Source organism: Flavobacteriales bacterium (assembly GCA_019694795.1).
Lineage (GTDB): Bacteria > Bacteroidota > Bacteroidia > Flavobacteriales_D > UBA2798 > UBA2798.
In genome coordinates this window covers 1-21,749 of record JAIBBF010000032.1, presented here as the reverse complement: position 1 = coordinate 21,749, position 21,749 = coordinate 1, and the positions used below count along the sequence as shown (strand labels likewise).

Genomic DNA, 21,749 nt, shown 5'->3' with positions numbered 1-21,749 from the left:
TCTTTCCAAAAACTGATGCATTGAATACTTCGTTTTTTATAGCAAAACGGTATTTGTTTTCTAAAAAATCCACCAACGTTATCAATATCATTTCCGGTATTTCCGTGGTGGGTATTGCTGTCAGTGTAATGTCCATGATTATCATTTTATCGGCCATTAACGGACTAGAATCTTTGGTAGATGTTTTATCTTCTAAATTCGATGCGGATATCCGAATTACTCCATCTGAGGGAAAATCCTTTAACAGAAAAGAATTTGATTTCGGGTTTGTAAAAAACCAGGAGGGCATACAAGCTTATTCGGAAACAGTAGAGGAATTGTGCATCGTTAAATACGGCGATCGTTTTGTGCATGCCATGCTAAAAGGTGTTGAGCCCTCTTTTTTTGAGGTGAGTAATGTAGGATTTCATCTTGAGGATGGAGATACCGTATTAAAGGAAGATGAGTTTTATTTTTGCATGGTGGATGTTTCTATTGCTGCGGGATTGGAGCTTTACGTTAATTCCCGACCCGGTGAGTACGAATCGGTAACGCTGTTCGCACCGATCCGCAACAAAAAAATAAAAATCAATAACGATCCTTTTAATCGTCAGACCACCTTGCTATCGGGAGTTTTTAATGTGGATTCCGATGATGAATTGAAACCGGTATTGGTGCATCGCGATCTAGCTGCGGCTATGCTTGAATATGGTGACGATATTTCGGCAGTGGAGATTAAAGTGAGTGATCCTGCACAAGCCAACAGAATAAAAAATCAACTTCAGGAACATTACGGATCAGATTTTAAGGTGAAAACCCGATACGAGCAGAATGAGTTGTTGTATAAAGTCAGCCAAAGCGAAAAGTATTTTATTCTGGCCATGTTATCGTTTGTTTTGTTATTGACCGGCTTTAATATTTTGGCTTCATTAACCATGCTGGTAATGGATAAGAAAAATGATATTGCCGTGTTAAAAAGTATGGGTGCCGATAAACGATTTATCCGCTCTGTTTTTTTTGGTGAGGGCATGATGATTAATTTTTTCGGAGCCTTCTCGGGAATGATCTTGGGCTCTGTCATTGTTCTGACGCAATATTATTTTCACGTTGTACCATTGGAAGGTGCGGTTATCGATCATTACCCGGTTCAATTAAACGCTATGGATTTCATTTGGATTTTCGGAATAGTGGTGTTGGTTGGAGCGAGTTGTTCTTATTTTCCGGTCCGTTATCTCGTTAAAAAGCATTTTTGATATGGGAATAGAACTTGAACTTTCTACTTCACTTGGTGTGCGGGGAAATGAGCCTAATAAATTAGTGACGGAAAAATGCAAAAAGAATCCGAAGCTGCTGAATGAACTGATTCCGGTTTTGAATTCGAAAAACAAAGGACTTTCCGCTGATGCCGCCGAAGTGTTTACAGAACTTTCTTTAACACATCCTCAACAAACGGCACCTTATGCCGAGCACCTTATTCCCCTTCTAAAAAATAAAAACAACCGTACCCGATGGGAAGCCATGCATACCATTGCGCTGGTAGCTTCATTGCGAACTGAACTTATTATTTCATTGTTGCCCGAATTGGAGCAAATGATTGAACGGGATGGGAGTATCATCGTCAGAGATTATGCCGTTGAGGCCATTGCAAATTTTGCAGGAGTAAATGAAGTAAATGCAAAAACCGCCTTTCCGATTCTTCTACGAATTGCACCATTGCATGATCACCGGCATGCTGGTCGCGTATTGGAGGGGGTGCTGAATTGTGGCGAACAATCTGCCGGGTTGCGGACCGAAATAAACAAAATTGCAGGTTCGTATTGCGATCACCCGAAGGGGGTGGTAAATAAAACAGCGAAAAAAATTGTAAAGAAATTTTCCTGATTACTTGGCGCAGTTGCAGGCTGGCGAGTAATGAATTTTTGTTTTTGGCAAAAGCGAGTTGATGTATTCCTGCTCCTTAAAGGTCAATTGTATATTTCGTAAATCAAACTCTTTCAGACTAACCAACTCTTTCAGTTCTTCGGGGAAGGACCATAAATTATTGCTCCACATGTCGAGGTATTCCAGTTTTTTAAGATTGCCGATTTCCTTGGGGATGGATTCGATTTCATTCTGATTCAGAATAAGTGAGCGAAGGTTGACTAATCCACCAATGCCTGCAGGAATTTCTACCAGTCGATTGCGCGATAAATTCAACACTTCCAGGTGTTGCAGTTGACCAATTTCCTGTGGTATAGTTTTTATTTTGTTTTTGGTTAGATCCAGAACACGCAGATTTTTCATTTTTAAAATCTCCATTGGAAATTCCTTCAGGTCCATCTTCGATAAACGCAATTTGTAAACCGCCTCCGGATTTTTCATAGCCGATTCCAGACTCGTATACACCTTCATGGTGTCCGCCTCCTGTGCCACCGACATACCGGTGATAAAAACCATGCAAAGGATCAATAATGTTCTCATGATTGCAGTAAAAGCTTTTGAGCAGTTAGACGATCTTCGTGCAGTTGAAGTTTCAATTGATCGAGATTTAAAAATTTTTTTTCTTCCCTGATTCTTGCAATAAACTCCAATTGAATCATTTCATTGTACAATTCCCCTTCAAAATCAAAAATATTTACCTCCAGCGTTCTGTTGGGATGCTCTAATTCCAGAGTTGGTTTAATCCCAATGTTTAACATTCCGCCATATGCTTTGCCTTTGTGGCTGATTTTAACAGCATATACGCCATCCCCGGGAATCAGTTTTAAAGGCTCGGTCACCTGGATGTTCGCCGTGGGAAAACCAATGCTTCGTCCGATTTGTTGTCCGCTTATTACAATTCCACTCAAGGGATACGAATAGCCCAAAAATTGATTGGCCGATTCAATATCTCCCTCTTGGAGGGATTGTCTGATTTTGGTAGAGCTAACATTTACATCATCTACCATCTGGGCAGGTATTTCCTCCACTTCAAATCCGTACAACGGCGCCAGCTCCTGTAAATTGGTAATAGAGCCTTCCCGGTTGCGGCCAAATTGGTGGTCGTACCCTATCACCAAGCGGTGAATGTGAAGTTGGTTGACCAAAATATCCCTCACATATTCAACCGCGGTTAAACGAGAAAATGCTTTGGTAAAAGGGTAAATGATCAAATGATCCACTCCGGCCTTTTCCAGCAATGAAATTTTTTCCGATTGCGTATTGAGAAGTCTAAGTTTTTGATCATCAGGAAACAAAACCAATCTGGGATGGGGAGAAAAGGTGAATACCACGGTTTCCCCGCCATTAACTGCAGCTATTTCCTTTAGCCTGCGGATAATGTGGAGATGTCCCTGATGTACCCCGTCGAATGTACCGGTAGTGATAATCGGACGGGTAACGTTCCTGAAATGTTCCGGATGTGTATAAACCTTCACTGCAAAAAGCTCTCTATGGTCGATGAATGTCCCGTTTTTAAAGGCTAATAAGCCTACGAGCCAGACTTCAAATTTATGAAAATAAAATTACTAACACTTTCACTTCTTATTTGGGTATTTCTCATACCTTTGCGGCCGAAATTCGATCATTCATATAAATCGCTTAATACGATGTCAAACAAGGTCTACGGAAAAATCGCACAGGTCATCGGACCGGTTGTGGACGTTAGCTTCGAAAACGGAGTTAAACTTCCTAACATTCTCGATGCAATTGAAGTTACTAAAGATAACGGTCAGGTAGTTGTACTTGAGGTTCAGCAACATGTTGGTGAGGACACCATCCGTGCTATCTCGATGGACTCTACTGATGGTTTACGTCGCGGAATGAAAGTGCTTTCTACCGGGGCTCCTATTACCATGCCAGTTGGAGATGCCATTAAAGGTCGTCTTTTCAATGTGGTAGGTGATGCAATTGACGGATTGCCACAGGTTGACAAGGCAGGTGGTTATTCTATTCACCGTGCTGCTCCTCGTTTCGAGGATCTTTCTACTTCAACGGAGGTATTATTTACCGGGATCAAGGTAATTGACCTGATTGAGCCTTATGCAAAAGGAGGTAAAATCGGATTATTTGGTGGTGCCGGTGTAGGTAAAACCGTATTGATTCAGGAGTTGATTAACAACATCGCAAAAGGATATGACGGATACTCTGTATTTGCAGGAGTAGGAGAGCGTACACGTGAAGGGAATGACCTTCTTCGTGAGATGATCGAAGCCGGTATTGTAAAATATGGCGAAGGATTTATGGAATCGCTTCACCACGGTGGATGGGATCTTTCTTCTGTAAAAGGAGAAACCCTTACCGACTCTAAAGCTACTTTCGTATTCGGACAAATGAACGAACCTCCTGGAGCTCGTGCTCGTGTGGCGCTTTCAGGATTAACCATGGCAGAATATTTCCGTGATGGTGATGAGAAATCAGGTGGTCGCGATATCCTCTTCTTTATTGATAACATCTTCCGCTTTACACAAGCAGGATCTGAGGTGTCTGCACTTCTTGGTCGTATGCCATCTGCGGTAGGTTATCAGCCTACACTTGCTTCTGAAATGGGAGCAATGCAAGAGCGTATTACCTCTACAAAACGAGGTTCTATTACCTCCGTACAAGCGGTATACGTGCCTGCGGATGACCTTACTGACCCTGCTCCTGCTACCACCTTTGCGCACTTGGATGCTACTACGGTATTGAGTCGTAAAATCGCTGAGTTGGGAATTTACCCTGCAGTAGATCCATTGGATTCTACTTCGCGTATCCTTACTCCGGAAATTGTTGGGGCAGCTCATTACGATTGCGCTCAGCGTGTTAAAGAAATTCTTCAACGCTATAAAGAACTTCAGGATATCATCGCCATCCTTGGTATGGATGAGCTTTCTGATGAAGATAAAAAAGTGGTACACCGCGCTCGTCGTGTACAACGTTTCTTATCTCAACCTTTCCACGTTGCAGAACAATTTACCGGTTTAAAAGGGGTAATGGTTCCAATCGAAGAAACCATCAAAGGATTTAATATGATTATGAATGGTGATGTGGATGATTATCCGGAAGCAGCATTCAACCTTGTTGGAACCATTGAAGAGGCGATTGAAAAAGGTAAAAAATTAATGGCTGAAGCAGCGAAGTAATCCAACTTCACGAATTAGTCAACATTAAACGTTAAAACTATGCATGTAGATATTTTATCGCCAGACAGCAGTCTGTTTTCCGGACAAGCAAGTGCCGTTAGTCTCCCGGGAAAGGACGGCTCACTTGGAATACTGGAGAACCATGCGCCGCTCATTACCACATTAAAGGCCGGTACAATCAAAATTAGTAGTGCCGAAGGAGAAAAAACCTTTGATGTAGGTGGTGGAGTTGTTGAGGTGAACAGAAATAAAGTGATCATACTCGCAGAATAAAACAAAATTAAACCCCGGATGTTACCGGGGTTTTTTATTTTAGTAGTCTATGAAAAAGATATTCCTCCTTAGCGCCGCCAGTGTGTTTGCACTTTCTTGCGGTGAAGCAGAAACCAAAATTGAAACAAAAGTCATAAAGGAAACCGATACCGTTGTGGTTACGGAAACAGCCCCTAAAGATTCGTTTATGGTGTTTGGTCATCTGGAATTTCCTTCAAAAGATGGTTTAACCATCACCGCCAATAGCTATGAGGTAATTCCTTCGGAACAATACATCATTCTTTGTCACCAGGCCGGCTATTCACGTGGTGAGTACCGTGAAATTGCCAAGGAATTAAATGCCCTGGGCTATAATTGTCTGGCCATTGATCAGCGTTCCGGTGAGGAGTGTAATGATATGATCAATGAAACAGCTCACCGTGCAAAAAAAGAAAAGAAAGCTACGGAATACACAGATGCCCGCCAGGATATCGAAGCTGCCATTGATTATGTTCACCATAAAACCAATGGGAAAGTTATTTTATGGGGATCTTCTTACTCCGCTTCTTTAGCGCTGGAAATTGGAAAGGACAATGAACAAGTTGAGGCGGTAATTGCTTTTTCACCGGGTGAATATTTTAAGTATAAAGTCAAAGAAAAAATCGATGGCTTTTCCAAACCGGTTTTTGTTACCGGGTCTAAAAAGGAAATGAAAGAGATTTCTGCATTAATGGCTGGAACAACATCTGCGATTAAAGATGAATTTACGCCGCTTGAAGAAGGTATTCATGGGTCAAGTGCATTGTGGAGTGAAACAAAAAACAATGCAGAATACTGGACTGCTCTGAAATCGTTTTTAGAAAAAATTAAGCCTAATCAGGTAGCCAATAACTAATCAACTAATGATTTAGTTGAATGTTGCGACCGCTTCAGTTACTATTCGTCCCCCTGCAATTCCTATTTGCATTTTCGCTTTCTGTTTCCAATGGAATGGAACGCGTAAATGATGTGGGAGATGTTCTATATGGCGAGTATACCGGTGCTTCGCGAATTGAATGGACAAAAGAGGTGGCGGAGAATTCCTTGTTTTGGTTCTCGCTTACTTTTGTAATCTTCCTGTTCAGCTTTTTTTCTAAATCAAAACAGGTGAGAACCATATCCACGATCGGAAACCTGATTTGTATGGTGATGTTGATTTGGTCGACCCTCATGTTTTTAAGTCCTACCCACATTTCTTTCGATGAAGTGTTCCCTGCATGGATCATTGCTTTGTTTATCCTGATGATCCTGCATGGCCTTGCCTTTTTCTTCCTTCGCAAATCGACTCTTCGTTCAGAAGCACCGTTGGAGGACGTGTTGGATCAGGATTTCGGAGAATAAAATTCTTTTAGATAGAAAGGCTCGAAATAAGCGGTATTCTCGATTTGTCCACTGCTTAATTTTTTAAATGCATCTGCAATCATATGCTCTGCCATAGGGTGAATTCCCGTAAGAAAAACAGCTTGTGGATGGGTTTGAATGGGTTTAAATTTATCACTTCCGTCTCCCGCAAAAACCGTGTTGCCGGATAAGGATGGAAAACTGTTTTCATCCAGAATTTTTGCCTCTGCGGGTTGAATACAGGTTCCATCAGATGAATAAACTGAACTAAACACTTCCATTCGCCGGGCATCCATCATGGCAACGTAAAATTCTGCTCCCGGATGTTGCCGCATAGCCTCTTTTGCAATCAGCGATAAGCTATCGATGGAAATAAGGGGAATGGATAACGCATAACACAAACCTTTAGCCGTACTCACGCCAATTCGCAATCCCGTATAACTCCCGGGTCCGGAACTAACCGCAATGGCGTCCAGATCCGCAAATGATTTTCCGTTTTCTGCCAGTAAATCTTCGATGAGGGGATTTAAACGCTCTGCATGCGTAAATTCTCCGGTATAGATGAATTTACCCGCAACAAAGGTAGAACCTTCACCCAGTGCCACCGAACAGGCTTTTGTTGAGGTTTCTATGCAGAGGATGGTCGACATGGATGCAAAGATGCGTAAAATGCCCTTAATTTAGGTCGAACAGCGGGTAATAGCGGACAATTGGTTTGGTTTTACTGCTGCTTTTGGTTAATTTTAGGCAACCTCAAATTGATTTTTCGTCTTAATTAAAAAGCAAACGCTTGAATTCCATATCTCAAATAGAAGAACTTTTTTTAGAAGCCGACAGAGCCTTGGATGAAGGCAATATGGCCGAAGGAAAAAAACTGCTGGAAGAAATTCTGGCTGAGGAACCTTCTTTTGGAAAAGCTCATAACCACCTGGGATGGCTTTATAAAACGAAATATCAGGATTATAAAACGGCTGAAAAGCATTTTCGTTTGGCGCTGAAGTTTGATCCTGAATACGCTCCAACTTATTTTAATTACGCCTACATGCTTCGCGATTTAGGTCGTTTAAATGAACTGGAAGAGATTTTGCAGCGGGCAGAAAAAATTGAGGGGACTAACAAAAGTGCTGTGTATGACGAATTCGGGTCGTTGTTTGAATTGAGATCTGATTATACCAATGCCATTCGCTATTATAAAAAAGCAATTGCCTTATCGCTCAATGATAAAGTGATTGCAGATTTGCGTTTGCACATTAAACGCTGTCGTAAAAAACAACATTTTCTGGTTGCGCTTTTTGGACGTATGTTCAACCGCTAAAAAAATAATTAAATAAAAAAGCCCGCTTTTCGGCGGGCTTTTTTTATGGAAGAAATCACGGATTATACGTGACCCTGACCTAACATTGCATCAGCAACTTTCACAAATCCTCCGATGTTTGCACCGCGAACGTAGTTAATGAAGTCACCTTCTTTACCGTACTTCACGCAAGTGGCATGGATGTTTTTCATGATGTTGTGTAAGCGCTCGTCAACTTCTTCTTTAGTCCAGGAAAGACGAAGTGAGTTTTGACTCATTTCTAAACCAGAGGTTGCAACACCACCTGCGTTTGAAGCTTTACCCGGAGCATAAAGAATTTTCTTAGCAACAAAGTGATTGATGGCATCGATGGTAGATGGCATATTTGCACCTTCTGCAACACAGAAACAACCGTTTTTAACGAGTACTTCTGCATCTTTTCCGTTAAGCTCATTTTGAGTTGCGCAAGGAAGAGCGATATCGCATTTTTCTCCCCATGGAGTTTTTCCTGCAACAAATTTTGCGTTTTTATATTTCTTAACGTACTCGCTGATACGTCCACGCTTTTCGTTTTTAAGCTCCATTACAAAAGCTAATTTCTTCGCATCGATACCGTCTTTGTCAACGATATAACCAGAAGAATCGGACATTGTAATAACCTTAGCGCCTAATTGAATAGATTTTTCTGCAGCGTACTGAGCAACGTTACCGGAACCGGAAATAACAACGGTTTTACCTTTAAAGTTGTTTCCTCTTGTAGCTAACATTTCAGCAGCAAAATAAACACAACCGTAACCTGTTGCTTCCGGACGAATCAATGAACCACCAAAGGTGATGCCTTTACCGGTGAGAACACCTGTAAATTCGTTACGGAGACGTTTGTACTGACCAAACATATATCCTACTTCACGACCACCAACTCCGATATCACCAGCAGGAACGTCTGTATCTGCTCCGATATGTTTTGCAAGTTCAGTCATAAAGCTTTGGCAAAAGCGCATGATTTCATTGTCAGATTTTCCTTTCGGATCGAAATCGGATCCACCTTTACCACCACCCATTGGCAGAGTAGTTAATGAGTTTTTAAATACTTGCTCGAATGCAAGGAATTTTAAAACTGAAAGGTTAACAGTAGGATGGAAACGGAGACCACCTTTGTATGGACCAATTGCAGAATTCATCTGAATACGGAATCCACGGTTAATCTGCCATTCACCTTTATCATCCATCCATGGAACACGGAACATGATTACACGCTCAGGTTCTGCAATACGCTCAAGGATTTTCGCCTTTTTGTATTTAGGGTTTGCCTCAATGTAAGGAATTACAGTTTCAGCAACCTCCTGCACAGCCTGAAGGAATTCAGGTTCATTCGGATTTTTTGATCTCACCATATCCATGAAAGCATCAATCTTTGCATGAACAGCAGAGCCATTTGAAGAAGCTTTAGATGCACTCTTTTTTGCAACTGTTTTCGTAGCCATAATTTTAATAGTTAGAGCCCCAAATGTATTTATTTTTTCATTCCATGATACGAAAAAGATAAAAGTCAGTATTCAATTTTGTTGACTGATTTACAGCGTTTTATCTCAGTAATATTTCAACGTGTTTCTAACAGGTATAAAAAAAGAGGAGAATATTCTGTAACCGATCACCGGGTGATGTCCTATGGTACTAAACCAACCAAAGCTACATCTATGCGTAATCGAAATTTATTTGCAGTTACTTTTTTTCTGATTTCACAGGTAATAAATGCAAAATCGGATGTTCAATTATCTGCTTCCTATTGGGAAAAATCCATAAAAAAAATCGCTGCATCTTCAGTGCAGATTACCGGCGATGAAGGAAAATCAAAAACGATTTCATGTAGCGAATTTTATTTACAGCAATGTGAAATTTCCAATAGAGAATATTTATACTATTTATCGAAACTATGGCTTACCGGAGACAGTGTCCGGTATCAAAATGCGCTTCCTGATACGCTGGTTTGGCGGGATAAATTGGCTTACAATGAACCGTATGTCGAATATTATTTCCGCCACCCAGCGTATAGTAATTATCCGGTTGTTGGTGTAAGTTATACGCAGGCATTACATTTTTGTGAGTGGTTAACTGCGAGCTATAATTCCGATTCGAAACGAAAATTTAAGGAAGTCAAATTCAGTTTGCCTGCCGAAGATGAATGGATGATTGCTGCAATGGGAAAACTTCAAAATGCCATTTTCCCCTGGGGCGGACCCTACATCCGAAATTCTAAAGGATTAATTCTGGCGAATTGTGTAATGTTTTTAGAAGCGGCCATGAAACCTGCCACTTGTTCCGATGGATCTGCATTTCAATATCAGGCACAGGTATTAAATTCCATTATGCCAGCATTTGATTATGCAGATGTAACTGCACCGGTTAAATCCTATTTCCCCAATGGGTATGACCTCTATTGCATGTCGGGAAATGTGGAGGAATTTGTAATGGAAGAAGGAATTTCTAAAGGTGGAAGCTGGCGCGATGTTCCGTATTTTTTACGCATTGCCACTTCCGAAAAATATACAGCCGATCATTCTTCTTCTGCTGAACGGGGATTTCGGGTAAAAATGACGGTGATTCAGAACTGATCAATGAATTCGGATGCCAACCATACAAATGTCATCCACTTGTTCTAACTGACCACGCCAGGATTCGAACGTGTTTCGGATAATTTTTTCCTGATCTGTCATATTTCGGTTAAAATTATCTTTCAGTAACTGTCTTAATTGCGCGTATTTAAATTTTTTACCTCCGCTACCACCAAATTGATCGGCATATCCATCAGTAAAAAGATAGATGGAATCTCCTGCATTTAATTGCAAGGTTTGATTGGTATAACGGAAATCACCGGTTATAGAACCAATCGCTTTTTTGTCGGCCTTTAATTCGCGTAATCCCGATTCATTAACAATATAGAGGGGATTATATACACCGGCAAACTCCAGTTTTCGGGTGGAGGTATCAATGGAAATAATGGAAAGATCCATTCCGTCGCGAATATTCATTTGTGCATTTTGACGAAAAGCTTCTGCTACGCCCTGATCAATGTGTTCTACAATTTCGGAGGGATGAATTAATTTTTTTTCATTTACCGCTTCATTAAGGAGTTTGAGTCCAATAACACTCATCATTGCTCCGGGTACGCCATGTCCGGTACAATCTACCACCGCAACCATAGCCTGTTTTTCGGTTTGATGAAACCAGAAAAAATCGCCGCTTACAATGGATTTTGGGAGGTAGAGAATAAAATTATCTGCAAAATAATTACGCAATAAATGAGGCGAAGGCATCAGGGCGTCCTGAATTCGTCGTGCATAATTAATCGAGTCTTCAATTTCACGATTCTTGTGTTCGATCGTTATTTTTTGGAGGAACAGATCGTCCTTATGTTTTTTCAATTGCTTGTTTAATTGTCCGAGTTGCTGATTCACTCGTTTTGAATTTCTGAATGAAACAAAAATGAAAATCGCGAAGGCAAGAACCAACACCAATACGATAACTATAGCAATCGTGATTTTTCGTTGTGCAGAATTTTCTACTTCCTGCATTTGTATTTCATGTTCCTTTTTGGTGAGAATTTCATTTTTCTGCGAAATCTCATTTTTGGCTTGTTCCAGTGTGTCACTCGTACTTTGTAGGGCAGAGTCGGTACTCGAAATGATTTCATCCATTTCAGAAATCAATCCTTTCGCTTTCTTTAGCTCTGCTTCATTTTTTCGTAATAGACTTTTCTCCTTTTCTAATTGTTGTTTAGCTTCTTCTGCATTTTTCTTCCAGAGCAATTCATCGTTCGATTGTCCTTCGATGAGCGCAGGCAAAGCTTTTAATCCCGATTTTTCCAGTAAAGAAGTATTTATTTCATAAACCGTTTTTCCGTTTAGCGTCAATAAATTAATCATGCAACTGTGGTAGGGATAATTTTCACCTACAATTAAAACGGGTTTTTTATCGTATTTTTTTAATAGGACATCCATCGGAATTCCATCACTTGCGTGAACATAGAGCATGTCAACACCATCCGCTACCGATTCCAGCGATTTCGATAAACTGACATTTAGGGATTTTCCGAATATGGTTTTTTTACCGGATAGTTTCTTTACTTCCTCAAATAAGAGGCTATCGGAAAGAATGGTAAAATCGAAATTTCTGCGGCTCGACTTTGGCCATTCTATGAATTTCGACTTGGTAAAGCGAACCAAAAATTCTGCCCTGGCTGTTCTGTTTTCTTCCTGCGAAAAGGCCAGCGTAAAACTCAATATGCTTAGGGTAAATAAGAGCGCTCGTTTCATAGTTTCACTCCCATTATGCAGACATCATCCAATTGTTCCAGATCACCTTTCCATAATTCAAATTCCGATTGTAACACCTTCATTTGTTCTTTGGGACTTAAAGCGAGTATGGATTGAATTTTATTTTTAAAACGAGAGTACTTGAATTTTTTTCCTCCGCTATGTCTTCCTTGTACATTTTCTCCGCCAAACTGATCGCAGAATCCATCTGAAAAAAGGAAAATCTCGTCTCCTTTTTCCAATTGAAGGGTGTGGTTGGTAAAAGGACGCACATTTACACCGGAGAAATTTCCAACTGGTTGTTTATCGGCAGCAATTTCTAAAAGTTCACCGTTCGATTTCCCAATAAGAAGTGGATTATTGGCTCCGGAATATTCAAGTGTATAGGTCTTTTTGTTAAGTGCACAAAGTGTAATATCCATCCCATCGCGTACAGTTGAATTTTCCTGATTTTGACGAAGAATGGTATTGACGTGCAAGGTTAGAAAATCTAATATTTCAGAAGGTTTTCTAAGCTTCTGTACGTTTACGGCCTGAATTAATCCATTAAATGCAACAATGCTCATAAACGCACCCGGAACACCATGTCCGGTACAATCTACCGTTGCAAAAAGAATTTGGTTTTCGGTTTCTTCCAGCCAGTAAAAATCGCCGCTTACAATGTCCTTGGGTTGATAAAACACAAAGGAATCCGGAAACACAGATTCAATCAATTCATTTGGTGGCAATATCGCTTCCTGAATGTGTTTTGCATAACGGATGGAATCTTTGATCTCTTTATTCTGCTGTGCAATTTCCAAGTTACGGATCGTCAGTAATTGATTCGATTTTCGTTTGTTCCGGTAGGCCGAGTACATCACGCCCCCCATGATGAGAATCAATAATGAAATGATCAACATTCCGTTTACGAGATAACTTTTTTTATCTGCTTCTTCTTGTTGTGCAATAATTTTGAGATCGCTCAATTCCTGCTGTTGACGAAGCGAATCAATTTGGGCCTCCTTCTTTTCCATGCTAAATCGGGCCTGCATTTCTTCCACCAAGCGGTCGCTTTTTTCATTCTGCGTAGAATCTCTATAGCTCAAATGTGTTTTTAACAAGGAGAATGCATTTTCATAATTTCCTCGTTCTGCCTCGAGATTGGCCATTCGCAAGGAAGTGTTTTCGGCAAAGAATTTTAATCCTAAGTTTTGACTAATCGAGAACGATTGCCTGTACAATTCCATGGCCTGATCGAACATTTTTCGCTTATGAAAAACCTGCGCTTTACCGCCTAGTGCCAAACAAACTCCGGCGTGATTATTTACCGAAGAGTAGAGATCGAGTGAACGGTTAAATGAAACCATGGCGGAATCATATTGACCTTTTTTATTAAAAACGTGACCGATATTATTGTAATTAACGGCTACGCCATCGGTATTCCCATTGAGTTTATGTTCCTGAAGCGATCGTCTGAAATAGAGTAAAGCAGAATCCAGTTGTTCTGTGTAGAAGAACATGATTGCAAGATTTCCGAATAAATCAACCTGAGAACGATCTCCCGCCGGTGTTTTTTTCTGCAGCTCAAAAAAGATGGATTGGGCGCGTTTTAAATCGCCCTTTTCAAAATACATCACGCCGATGTTGTTTTCGGCGCGGAGTTGACCGGAATAGTCATTTAAAAGAGTAAACCGCCTTTGTGCCGAAACAAAATATTTAGAGCCCTGGTCGAAATCGGAAAGTTTCACAAACAAACGACCTCTTGATAAATCCAATTCAGCTAAATCGGCATCACGTTTCAGTTTTTCAAAAATGGTTTCTGCTTCAGCAAATGATTCAGTGGCTTTAACGTATTTGGATGTTTCATAGCAGGTTTTACCAAATTCATGGAGTGATAAGCCCAGGAGCGAATCGTTTTTTTCCTTCCTGGAAAATTCAACTGCTTTTTCAAATAAGGTGAAAGCGGAATCTGGTCTGGATAAAATAATTTCTTTCCCCTTTGTGTAATAAAAGGCAGCATCCTGCGCCTGAATAAACAGGTTGCAAAATAAGCTAAGGGTCAGTAAAAGAAATCCTTTCTTCATGGACCCCCAAATCTAAGGCTTAATATGGATTCCTGAAATTATTTTAGACGGATACCGATCACACAAACGTCGTCCAGCTGCTCAAAATTTCCTTTCCAGGTTTGGAAGTTGGTTTCAAGCAGCATTGCTTGTCGCTGAAGTGGCATTCCTGCCATTTGTTGAATAAGTTCCTTAAAGCGGGATAGCTTAAATTTTTTGCCGTTTTCACCACCAAATTGATCCCCGTATCCATCTGAAAATACATACACGCAATCGCCGGGCATAATATCTATTTCTTGCAGTGAGAATGGATGTTCTATTCCGTGCGATTTTCCTACCGGCATTTTGTCGGCCTTTAATTCAATTAAATCAGATCCTCTTAAAATGTAAGCAGCGTTATTCGCTCCGGCAAAACTTAACTTTCGCGTAACGGGATTATAACGGCAGAGTGCAATATCCAAACCGTCGCGCTGGTGGTATTCGGTGTCCTGACTTTCCAGACTACGAATAATTTTCTGGCGGAGTTTATTTAAAACTTCATCCGGACTATAAATTTTATTTTCAACCACAATCTCGTTCAGTAGACTGGAAGAAATCATGGACATAAATGCGCCGGGTACTCCATGGCCGGTACAATCAGCAGCGGTCCAGATAGATTCACCCTCGGGCGTAACATAGGCCCAGTAAAAATCGCCGCTAACGATGTCTTTAGGTCTAAAAAAGATGAAGTGTTCATCTGAAATATTATTCCAGTATTCCTCACTGGTGAGAATAGCGGTTTGAATTTTTTTGGCGTATTGGATGGAGTCGGTCGTTTCTTTGTTTTTTAGCTCAATAATTTTTTTCTGTGTCTCCAATAACTTCGCTGTTTTAACTTTTTGTAAGTATCCGTAAACAGCGTAAGCTAAAAAGGCAAGTAATAGGATAATACCTGTAATAAGAAAAATCCGTGCTTTTTCCTGGGCGGCAACTTCTCTGTCGGCACTTTCAATAAGCGCTTGCTGTTGTTTTATTTTTTCACGGTTTTTATCAGTCTCATATTTGGTTTGCATTTCCTCTAATTGAGAGGTGGTTCGTTCGCTGAACAGACTGTCGGAAAGTGTGACATACTCCTGCATAAACTCAACCGATTTTTCACCTTGTGATATTAAGGCATAACAATGGGCTAGTCCTAATGCAGCAGTGCGCATACCAAATTTATAATTCACCGATTTAGCTAAAACAAATGATTTACTGAAATAACCTTCAGCCTGAGAATAATCCTTCTTTTTGTAATAGATATCTGCTATTTGGCTGAACACGTCGGAAGCTCCTCGTTTATCATCGCTTAATTCATAAGCCTCCATGCCCTGCCGGAAATAATAGAGAGCAGAATCGAGATGCTCCTGATCGTAATGCATGGAGCCGATACCCGCGGCCGCATCGCTGATGATAAAAATGTCGCCAATTTCTTTTCCTATGGATAATGCTTTTCTTAAAAAAGGTTCTGCTTCCGAAAATTTCTTCTGGTAAAGCAAGGAAGTGCCAACATTTAATGCAGAAGAAGCAATACCGTATTCATCCTTCGTTAAAATTCTTAATTCAAGACTTTTTTTGAAATTGCTTAAGGCCTCTTCATAGCGTTTTTGAAGTTTTAAAATTACTCCGAGATTATTAAGCGAACGCGACCAGCCAAAGGTATCTTTCGAAGCTTCTGCCATTTTCATCGACTCGAGATGATAGCGTGTAGCTTCGGCATAATTGCCCAGATAATCATAAATAACACCAAGATTGTTGTTCATATCAACAATGGCCATGGTGTCCTTTAATTCAGTTCGGATTTTTAATGCATCTTTTGTGTATTTGGCTGCTTTTGGGAAATCATTTTTGTATTGATAATAGATTCCATAACCTGCGTAAGCTTGAGCGAAGCCTCGTTTAAATTTTAATTTCGCCGAGATGCGTTCCATGTCCTTCAACAAATAGGGAACCGTATCAATTTTTTCATACATGAAAATTCGGACCGCATCAAAGGTGAGTTTAACCCTTAAAGAGTCTTCTTTACTGTTTTGAATAACGTTCAATAAACTATCCGCCTCACTTTTTTGGGCAATAATTTTTCCGCTGATAAAATTCAGCATAACCAGAAACAGGAAAAGGACTGGTTTTTTCATAGAGGGATAGCTCTAATATACTGTTTTGTAATGTTTTTTAAGGCGCTTGCGAAAACTTTTTTCGGGGGTGACTTCCATCACATATTCTTAGTTTAATTCCCAATAATTTAGCAAAAAATCTGCTTATGAAATCAATCATTTTCCCTTCGGTCGCCGCAGTTTTATTTTTTGCTTCTTGCGGAAATAATGCGCTGGATGAAAAAAAAGAAAAAATCAGGAAAAGTCAGGAGGAGGCTCAAGAGCGTCAGGCAGATGAAGAGTTGCTAAAAAAGGCACAAGGCATTTTTAAAGCACTACCCGGCGACGCTTCCGACGAGTTGCACGTTTTATCTGAAGAAAAAGTGAATTTAGGTTACCATTTGTATTACGATACCCGCCTCTCGCTAACCGGAAACAATTCCTGTAATTCTTGTCATGATTTATCCAAATACGGAGTGGATAACCTTCCCACATCACCCGGTGATGCAGGAAAAAACGGAGACAGAAATTCGCCCACTGTTTTAAATGCGGCATTACATACCATGCAATTTTGGGATGGCAGAGCAAAAGATGTAGAGGAACAAGCCGGTATGCCCATATTAAATCCGGTTGAAATGGCCATTCCTTCCAAAGATTTTCTGGTAAAAAAATTAAAGGGCGTGAAAGAATATGTTAGCATGTTTTCTGCTGCTTTTCCCAATGAAAGTGATCCTTTAACCTATGCAAATATTCAAAATGCAATTGCTGCCTTTGAACGCAAATTAATTACACCATCCCGCTTCGATAATTTTATGAATGGGGATTTAACTGCATTGAATAAGCAGGAAAAAAACGGACTGAAATTATTTATGGAAACCGGTTGTACTACTTGTCATAATGGTGCTCTACTGGGAGGTAATATGTTTCAGAAATTTGGAATTGGAATCGATTACAGAAGTCTTACCCACAGTGTGAAAAATGATGATGGACGTATGGCTGTAACCAAAGTCGAAACAGATAAGGATATTTTTAAAGTTCCTTCATTAAGGAATGTAGAAAAAACCGCACCTTATTTTCACGACGGCAGTGTTGCTTCATTGGAGAAATCCATCGAAATTATGGCTAAAGCGGAATTGGGCAAAGAGCTGAAAAAAGAAGAAGTGATGGATCTGGTTGCGTTTTTAAGCACACTAACAGGAACTGTTCCGGCTCAATACACCAAAGCTCCGGAGGGAATAATTCTTAAGTAGTTAATCATCCTTAAGACTCATTAACCAATCAACCGCCTGGTTCACATTGCTGAAAATTTTAGTGGGACGAACCGGTTTGGTAAATAAAATGTAAAAGTTAGAAGCGATTCTTTCTGCGGTGGAATTAACAATCAGTGCATTCGCCAAGGTGAATTCTCCTGCTTCTTCACTTGCAGAATAGTGTTTGGCTTCGTTCGTAATCAGCGTAAACGAATGAATATGGATGATTACACGCATTCTTTTTCCTCCACCCCAATCCTTTACTGTTTCGCGTAAGCTGACTAAAGAATCCTTGTCGATATGTTTGGTGCCGGGGAGGACTTTTGCAACGATAATATTGTCTGGACGTAACAACATCTCAAAAGGAGGTAAATACCTTTCTTTGAGGACGGGAGTAGTGCTTACGTTCATAGCACTAATATACCCAATACTAAATCAGTTTAACAAGCTGATGATTAATTTGTAACCCATGTTAACGAATTTCGGAGCCAGGGTTAAATCCAAGTTTTGAAGGACTTACAAAACACAATTTACCTTCTTGATTTTCAGCCATTAAGATCATACCTTGGGATTCTACGCCACGGATATTTCTGGGGGCTAGGTTTACAAGAATACTAACTTGTTGACCAATAATCTCTTCCGGAGAATAATGTTCAGCGATTCCGGAAACAACGGTTCGTTGATCTATGCCGGTATCCACTTTCAGTTTTAATAATTTATTTGCCTTTTCCACTTTTTCGGCAGCGATGATGGTACCAACCCGAATGTCCATTTTAGAAAAATCATCAAAACTTACATCCGCTTTCTGGGTTTTAGCCTGAACTGTGGAGGCCTTGTATGCTTTGCGACTTTCATCCAGTTTTTTGGATTGAGTCTCAATTAAGGCGTCCTCAATTTTTTCAAATAATAGTCCGGGTTCTGGAAGTTGTTTACCCGATTCTATAATTACGGGTAGTTGCAAATCTTTCCATTCGTTATGACCGCTTTCCAACATCTTTTCCAGCTTCTGGCATGTAAAAGGAAGGAAAGGACGAAAAACAATATTCAATTTGGCTACCAGTTGAAGGGCATTAAATAATATTTCTTTCGTGCGTTCTTCATCTGTTTTAATCAGTTTCCATGGTTCAGTATCTGCAAGGTATTTATTCCCTTCGCGTGCAATATTCATTGCCGATTGCAGCGCTTCTCTGAACTTGTATTTGCCAATATTGTCTTCAATGGCAATGATATTTTCCGGAATAATGGCAGTAAATAATTCCCGCTCAGCTTCCGTTTTTATGGGTTGATTTACCGATGGCACGGTGCCATTGTAATATTTCTGAATGAGAACTAAGACACGATTCACAAAATTTCCGAAAATGGCTACCAATTCATTGTTCACCCTTGCCTGATAATCTTTCCAGGTGAATTCACTGTCTTTGGTTTCGGGGGCAATGGATCCTAAAACATATCGGAGTTCATCTTGTTTTCCGGGGAGATCTTCCATGTATTCGTGCAACCATACTGCCCAATTTCTGGAGGTTGAAATTTTATCTCCTTCAAGATTTAAAAATTCATTGGCCGGGACATTTTCAGGAAGTAAAAATCCCTGATGGGCTTTTAATAATATGGGGAAAATAATACAATGAAAAACGATATTGTCTTTTCCTATAAAGTGAATTAACCGGGTTTCAGGATTTTTCCAGTAGTCTTCCCAATTCTTATTGTTATCGCTTGCCCATTGTTTGGTTGCGCTGATATAACCAATTGGAGCATCGAGCCATACATACAACACTTTTCCATCAGCACCTTCAATGGGAACTTTTACACCCCAATCTAAATCCCGGGTCATGGCGCGGGGTTGTAAGCCGGCATCGATCCAGCTTTTACATTGACCAACAACATGCGACTTCCATGCTTTGGGATCGTGATGGAAATGTCCGTCTAATGTTCCTTTTTCAATCCATTCCCGTATCCAGTTTTCATGACGTTCCATTGGTAAATACCAGTGTTCCGTTTTTCTTAATACAGGAGATTTTCCACTAAGGGTTGATTTTGGATGAATAAGATCGGTTGGATTTAATGATGTACCACATTTCTCGCATTGATCTCCATAGGCATTTTCATTTCCGCATTTCGGACATGTGCCTATGATATAACGATCCGCAAGAAATTGCTGATGTTCTTCATCGTAAAATTGCTCTGAACTTTCTTTGGTAAATGCTCCGTTTTTTTCGAGCTGAAGAAAAAATTCCTGCGCAGTTGCATGGTGCAACGGATCACTGGTACGGTGAAAAATATCGAATGCAATACCGAAATCTTCGAATGCCTTTTTGTTAATGGAGTGATATTTGTCGATGATCTCCTGGGGACTAATCCCTTCTTTTTTGGCACGTATGGTGATGGCGGCTCCGTGTTCGTCCGAACCGCAAATAAATGCAACATCATCCCCTTTCAACTTTAAGAAACGGGCATAAATATCAGCAGGCAGGTAGGCCCCGGCGATGTGTCCGATGTGTAAAGGACCGTTTGCATAGGGTAGAGCTGCGGTAATCGTGTGTCGTTGTGTAGTACTCAAAATCCAATAAATATTCCGCAAAAATAACGATTATATGGGCAGGAAGGAGATCAAAGCCGTTTTGTTTGCGTGTCATCCTCAGTCGTTTCCAAATCTTTTTTGGAAATAAAGTGGAATATGCTTGACAAGCCCCCCCCTGGCCACCTATATTTGCCCCCCTTTACATAAAAAAATCCTGTAAGATTTATGAAACTCAGTCAGTTTAAATTTAAACTTCCCCCCGAACTAATCGCAACCCACCCTACATCCGACCGTGATGAAAGTCGTTTGATGGTGTTGCACCGCGATACTCAAAAAATTGAGCACAAAAAATTCAAGGACATCCTCAACTATTTTGGCGATGGCGACATCATGATTTTGAACAACACCAAGGTTTTTCCTGCACGTATGTATGGGAATAAAGAAAAAACCGGTGCAAAAATTGAAGTGTTCTTATTGCGCGAACTAAACAGAGAAAGCCTGTTGTGGGACGTATTGGTTGATCCGGCACGAAAAATCCGTATCGGAAACAAACTTTATTTCGGTGAAGATGATTCATTGGTAGCAGAGGTTATTGATAATACTACTTCAAGAGGACGTACACTTCGCTTTTTATTTGATGGTCCGTATGAAGAATTCAAAAAGACCATCATGTCACTTGGTGAAACACCACTTCCAAAGTACATCAAACGTGAAGTGGAAAAAGAAGATGAAGAGCGATATCAAACGGTATATGCAAAACAAGAAGGAGCAGTAGCAGCACCAACTGCCGGACTCCATTTCTCACGAGAATTAATCAAACGTCTGGAACTAAAAGGCGTTAATTTCGCTGAATTAACCTTACACGTTGGATTGGGTACTTTCCGTTCTGTTGAAGTGGAAGATTTAACCAAACACAAGATGGATTCTGAACAGGTTATTATTCCTGCAGAGTGTGCCGATATGGTGAATTTTGCAAAAGCCGACAGAAAAAAAATATGTGCAGTTGGAACTACGGTAATGCGTGGAATTGAAACTTCTGTTTCTACGGATGGCTTTTTAAAACCATTTGACGGATGGACCAACAAATTTATTTTCCCTCCTTATGATTTTAGTATTGCAAATAGCATGATTACTAATTTTCATACGCCAATGAGTACATTGCTAATGATGGTAACTGCTTTTGGAGGATATGATTTTGTAATGCATGCTTACGAAGAAGCGATTAAAGAAGAATACCGGTTTTACAGTTATGGCGATGCCATGCTCATTTTATAATTCGAACAAAAAGGCCATCGAAAGATGGCCTTTTTTATTGGATGAAAAAGTTTAATTCATTTATTTTAAACAAATAAATTTTCCATGGAAACAACAATTATACTGGTGGCAGGAGGTTCCGGCAAACGCATGGCCGCTTCTCAGCCAAAACAATTTTTACCCATTCATGGAAAATCGATTCTGCAACATACCATAGAAGCTTTTCATCGGTTCGATCCAACGTTTAAATATATCGTTGTTTTACCCAAGGAGTATAT

Annotated in this window: 20 protein-coding genes; 11 read left to right on the top strand and 9 right to left on the bottom strand. The window is 40.2% G+C overall.

Translation table 11 applies throughout. The annotated features are described in order from the left end of the window. Positions 1–20: 20 nt before the first annotated feature. Together K1X56_10290 and K1X56_10285 are read left to right on the top strand one after the other, a co-directional pair. On the top strand, positions 21–1,232 hold the full coding sequence (locus tag K1X56_10290) for an ABC transporter permease (GenBank protein ID MBX7095103.1): 1,212 nt from the start codon (positions 21–23) through the stop codon (positions 1,230–1,232). A 1-nt stretch (position 1,233) separates the two neighbouring features. Further along, positions 1,234–1,860, top strand: a complete 627-nt coding sequence (locus K1X56_10285) for a hypothetical protein (protein MBX7095102.1) — start codon at positions 1,234–1,236, stop codon at positions 1,858–1,860. Here K1X56_10285 and K1X56_10280 read toward each other — a convergent pair whose 3' ends face one another. After that, entirely contained in the window at positions 1,861–2,439 is a 579-nt protein-coding gene (locus K1X56_10280) for a leucine-rich repeat domain-containing protein (protein MBX7095101.1), read from the bottom strand. Further along, positions 2,436–3,374, bottom strand: coding sequence for a bifunctional riboflavin kinase/FAD synthetase (locus K1X56_10275; protein ID MBX7095100.1), 939 nt, complete (start codon positions 3,372–3,374; stop codon positions 2,436–2,438). Before K1X56_10275 ends, K1X56_10280 begins: the two co-directional genes overlap by 4 nt. A 171-nt stretch (positions 3,375–3,545) precedes the next feature. Between K1X56_10275 and atpD the strand changes: the two genes are divergently transcribed. Genes atpD through K1X56_10255 form a run of 4 tightly spaced genes read left to right on the top strand, consistent with a single transcriptional unit; the run spans position 3,546 to position 6,689 of the window. Next, on the top strand, positions 3,546–5,057 hold the full coding sequence (gene atpD / locus K1X56_10270) for a F0F1 ATP synthase subunit beta (GenBank protein MBX7095099.1): 1,512 nt from the start codon (positions 3,546–3,548) through the stop codon (positions 5,055–5,057). Between the two features lie 39 nt (positions 5,058–5,096). Beyond that, the gene (gene atpC, locus K1X56_10265) at positions 5,097–5,330 is read left to right on the top strand and encodes an ATP synthase F1 subunit epsilon (protein MBX7095098.1); all 234 of its coding nucleotides are present in this window, start codon (positions 5,097–5,099) and stop codon (positions 5,328–5,330) included. A gap of 49 nt (positions 5,331–5,379) precedes the next feature. Beyond that, complete coding sequence (locus tag K1X56_10260; protein ID MBX7095097.1) at positions 5,380–6,204, top strand: alpha/beta hydrolase; 825 nt, start codon at positions 5,380–5,382, stop codon at positions 6,202–6,204. A gap of 20 nt (positions 6,205–6,224) precedes the next feature. Then, complete coding sequence (locus K1X56_10255) at positions 6,225–6,689, top strand: hypothetical protein (GenBank protein ID MBX7095096.1); 465 nt, start codon at positions 6,225–6,227, stop codon at positions 6,687–6,689. On the opposite strand, the gene tsaB is transcribed toward K1X56_10255, so the two are convergent. After that, positions 6,671–7,339, bottom strand: a complete 669-nt coding sequence (tsaB, locus tag K1X56_10250; protein ID MBX7095095.1) for a tRNA (adenosine(37)-N6)-threonylcarbamoyltransferase complex dimerization subunit type 1 TsaB — start codon at positions 7,337–7,339, stop codon at positions 6,671–6,673. The genes K1X56_10255 and tsaB overlap by 19 nt on opposite strands. 140 nt (positions 7,340–7,479) lie before the next feature. On the opposite strand from tsaB, the gene K1X56_10245 reads away from it, so the two are divergent. Then, entirely contained in the window at positions 7,480–8,004 is a 525-nt protein-coding gene (locus K1X56_10245; GenBank protein ID MBX7095094.1) for a hypothetical protein, read from the top strand. Between the two features lie 62 nt (positions 8,005–8,066). Here K1X56_10245 and gdhA read toward each other — a convergent pair whose 3' ends face one another. Continuing rightward, positions 8,067–9,467, bottom strand: coding sequence for an NADP-specific glutamate dehydrogenase (gdhA, locus tag K1X56_10240; protein MBX7095093.1), 1,401 nt, complete (start codon positions 9,465–9,467; stop codon positions 8,067–8,069). A gap of 81 nt (positions 9,468–9,548) precedes the next feature. Between gdhA and K1X56_10235 the strand changes: the two genes are divergently transcribed. After that, positions 9,549–10,595, top strand: coding sequence for an SUMF1/EgtB/PvdO family nonheme iron enzyme (locus tag K1X56_10235; protein MBX7095092.1), 1,047 nt, complete (start codon positions 9,549–9,551; stop codon positions 10,593–10,595). Here the strand turns inward: K1X56_10235 and K1X56_10230 are convergent, their stop codons facing one another. Genes K1X56_10230 through K1X56_10220 form a run of 3 tightly spaced genes read right to left on the bottom strand, consistent with a single transcriptional unit; the run spans position 10,596 to position 16,491 of the window. Further along, the gene (locus K1X56_10230) at positions 10,596–12,296 is read right to left on the bottom strand and encodes a YfiR/HmsC family protein (protein MBX7095091.1); all 1,701 of its coding nucleotides are present in this window, start codon (positions 12,294–12,296) and stop codon (positions 10,596–10,598) included. Further along, complete coding sequence (locus K1X56_10225; protein ID MBX7095090.1) at positions 12,293–14,359, bottom strand: tetratricopeptide repeat protein; 2,067 nt, start codon at positions 14,357–14,359, stop codon at positions 12,293–12,295. The genes K1X56_10230 and K1X56_10225 overlap by 4 nt, the downstream gene beginning before the upstream one ends. Positions 14,360–14,397: 38 nt before the next feature. Beyond that, positions 14,398–16,491: a tetratricopeptide repeat protein gene (locus K1X56_10220; GenBank protein ID MBX7095089.1), complete on the bottom strand. Its 2,094-nt coding sequence runs from the start codon at positions 16,489–16,491 to the stop codon at positions 14,398–14,400. Between the two features lie 125 nt (positions 16,492–16,616). On the opposite strand from K1X56_10220, the gene K1X56_10215 reads away from it, so the two are divergent. Further along, a complete protein-coding gene (locus K1X56_10215) occupies positions 16,617–17,699 on the top strand; it encodes a c-type cytochrome (GenBank protein MBX7095088.1) in 1,083 nt (360 codons plus the stop codon). Here K1X56_10215 and K1X56_10210 read toward each other — a convergent pair whose 3' ends face one another. Together K1X56_10210 and metG are read right to left on the bottom strand one after the other, a co-directional pair. Next, entirely contained in the window at positions 17,700–18,110 is a 411-nt protein-coding gene (locus K1X56_10210) for a hypothetical protein (protein ID MBX7095087.1), read from the bottom strand. Positions 18,111–18,171: 61 nt separating this feature from the next. Beyond that, complete coding sequence (gene metG, locus K1X56_10205) at positions 18,172–20,256, bottom strand: methionine--tRNA ligase (GenBank protein MBX7095086.1); 2,085 nt, start codon at positions 20,254–20,256, stop codon at positions 18,172–18,174. A gap of 186 nt (positions 20,257–20,442) precedes the next feature. On the opposite strand from metG, the gene queA reads away from it, so the two are divergent. Both queA and K1X56_10195 read left to right on the top strand, forming a co-directional pair. After that, positions 20,443–21,492, top strand: coding sequence for a tRNA preQ1(34) S-adenosylmethionine ribosyltransferase-isomerase QueA (gene queA, locus K1X56_10200; protein MBX7095085.1), 1,050 nt, complete (start codon positions 20,443–20,445; stop codon positions 21,490–21,492). 84 nt (positions 21,493–21,576) lie between these two features. Further along, a partial coding sequence (locus K1X56_10195; GenBank protein ID MBX7095084.1) for a 2-C-methyl-D-erythritol 4-phosphate cytidylyltransferase occupies positions 21,577–21,749 on the top strand: 173 nt, incomplete at its 3' end.

Excerpts from the sequence above, each read along its gene's own strand:
- K1X56_10225 (MBX7095090.1), bottom strand. The coding sequence starts at position 14,359 with ATGAAGAAAGGATTTCTTTTACTGACCCTTAGCTTATTTTGCAACCTG.
- K1X56_10280 (MBX7095101.1), bottom strand. The coding sequence starts at position 2,439 with ATGAGAACATTATTGATCCTTTGCATGGTTTTTATCACCGGTATGTCG.
- gdhA (MBX7095093.1), bottom strand. The coding sequence starts at position 9,467 with ATGGCTACGAAAACAGTTGCAAAAAAGAGTGCATCTAAAGCTTCTTCA.
- K1X56_10210 (MBX7095087.1), bottom strand. The coding sequence starts at position 18,110 with ATGAACGTAAGCACTACTCCCGTCCTCAAAGAAAGGTATTTACCTCCT.
- tsaB (MBX7095095.1), bottom strand. The coding sequence starts at position 7,339 with ATGTCGACCATCCTCTGCATAGAAACCTCAACAAAAGCCTGTTCGGTG.
- K1X56_10285 (MBX7095102.1), top strand. The coding sequence starts at position 1,234 with ATGGGAATAGAACTTGAACTTTCTACTTCACTTGGTGTGCGGGGAAAT.
- atpD (MBX7095099.1), top strand. The coding sequence starts at position 3,546 with ATGTCAAACAAGGTCTACGGAAAAATCGCACAGGTCATCGGACCGGTT.
- atpC (MBX7095098.1), top strand. The coding sequence starts at position 5,097 with ATGCATGTAGATATTTTATCGCCAGACAGCAGTCTGTTTTCCGGACAA.
- K1X56_10220 (MBX7095089.1), bottom strand. The coding sequence starts at position 16,491 with ATGAAAAAACCAGTCCTTTTCCTGTTTCTGGTTATGCTGAATTTTATC.
- K1X56_10215 (MBX7095088.1), top strand. The coding sequence starts at position 16,617 with ATGAAATCAATCATTTTCCCTTCGGTCGCCGCAGTTTTATTTTTTGCT.
- K1X56_10230 (MBX7095091.1), bottom strand. The coding sequence starts at position 12,296 with ATGAAACGAGCGCTCTTATTTACCCTAAGCATATTGAGTTTTACGCTG.
- K1X56_10260 (MBX7095097.1), top strand. The coding sequence starts at position 5,380 with ATGAAAAAGATATTCCTCCTTAGCGCCGCCAGTGTGTTTGCACTTTCT.
- K1X56_10255 (MBX7095096.1), top strand. The coding sequence starts at position 6,225 with ATGTTGCGACCGCTTCAGTTACTATTCGTCCCCCTGCAATTCCTATTT.
- queA (MBX7095085.1), top strand. The coding sequence starts at position 20,443 with ATGAAACTCAGTCAGTTTAAATTTAAACTTCCCCCCGAACTAATCGCA.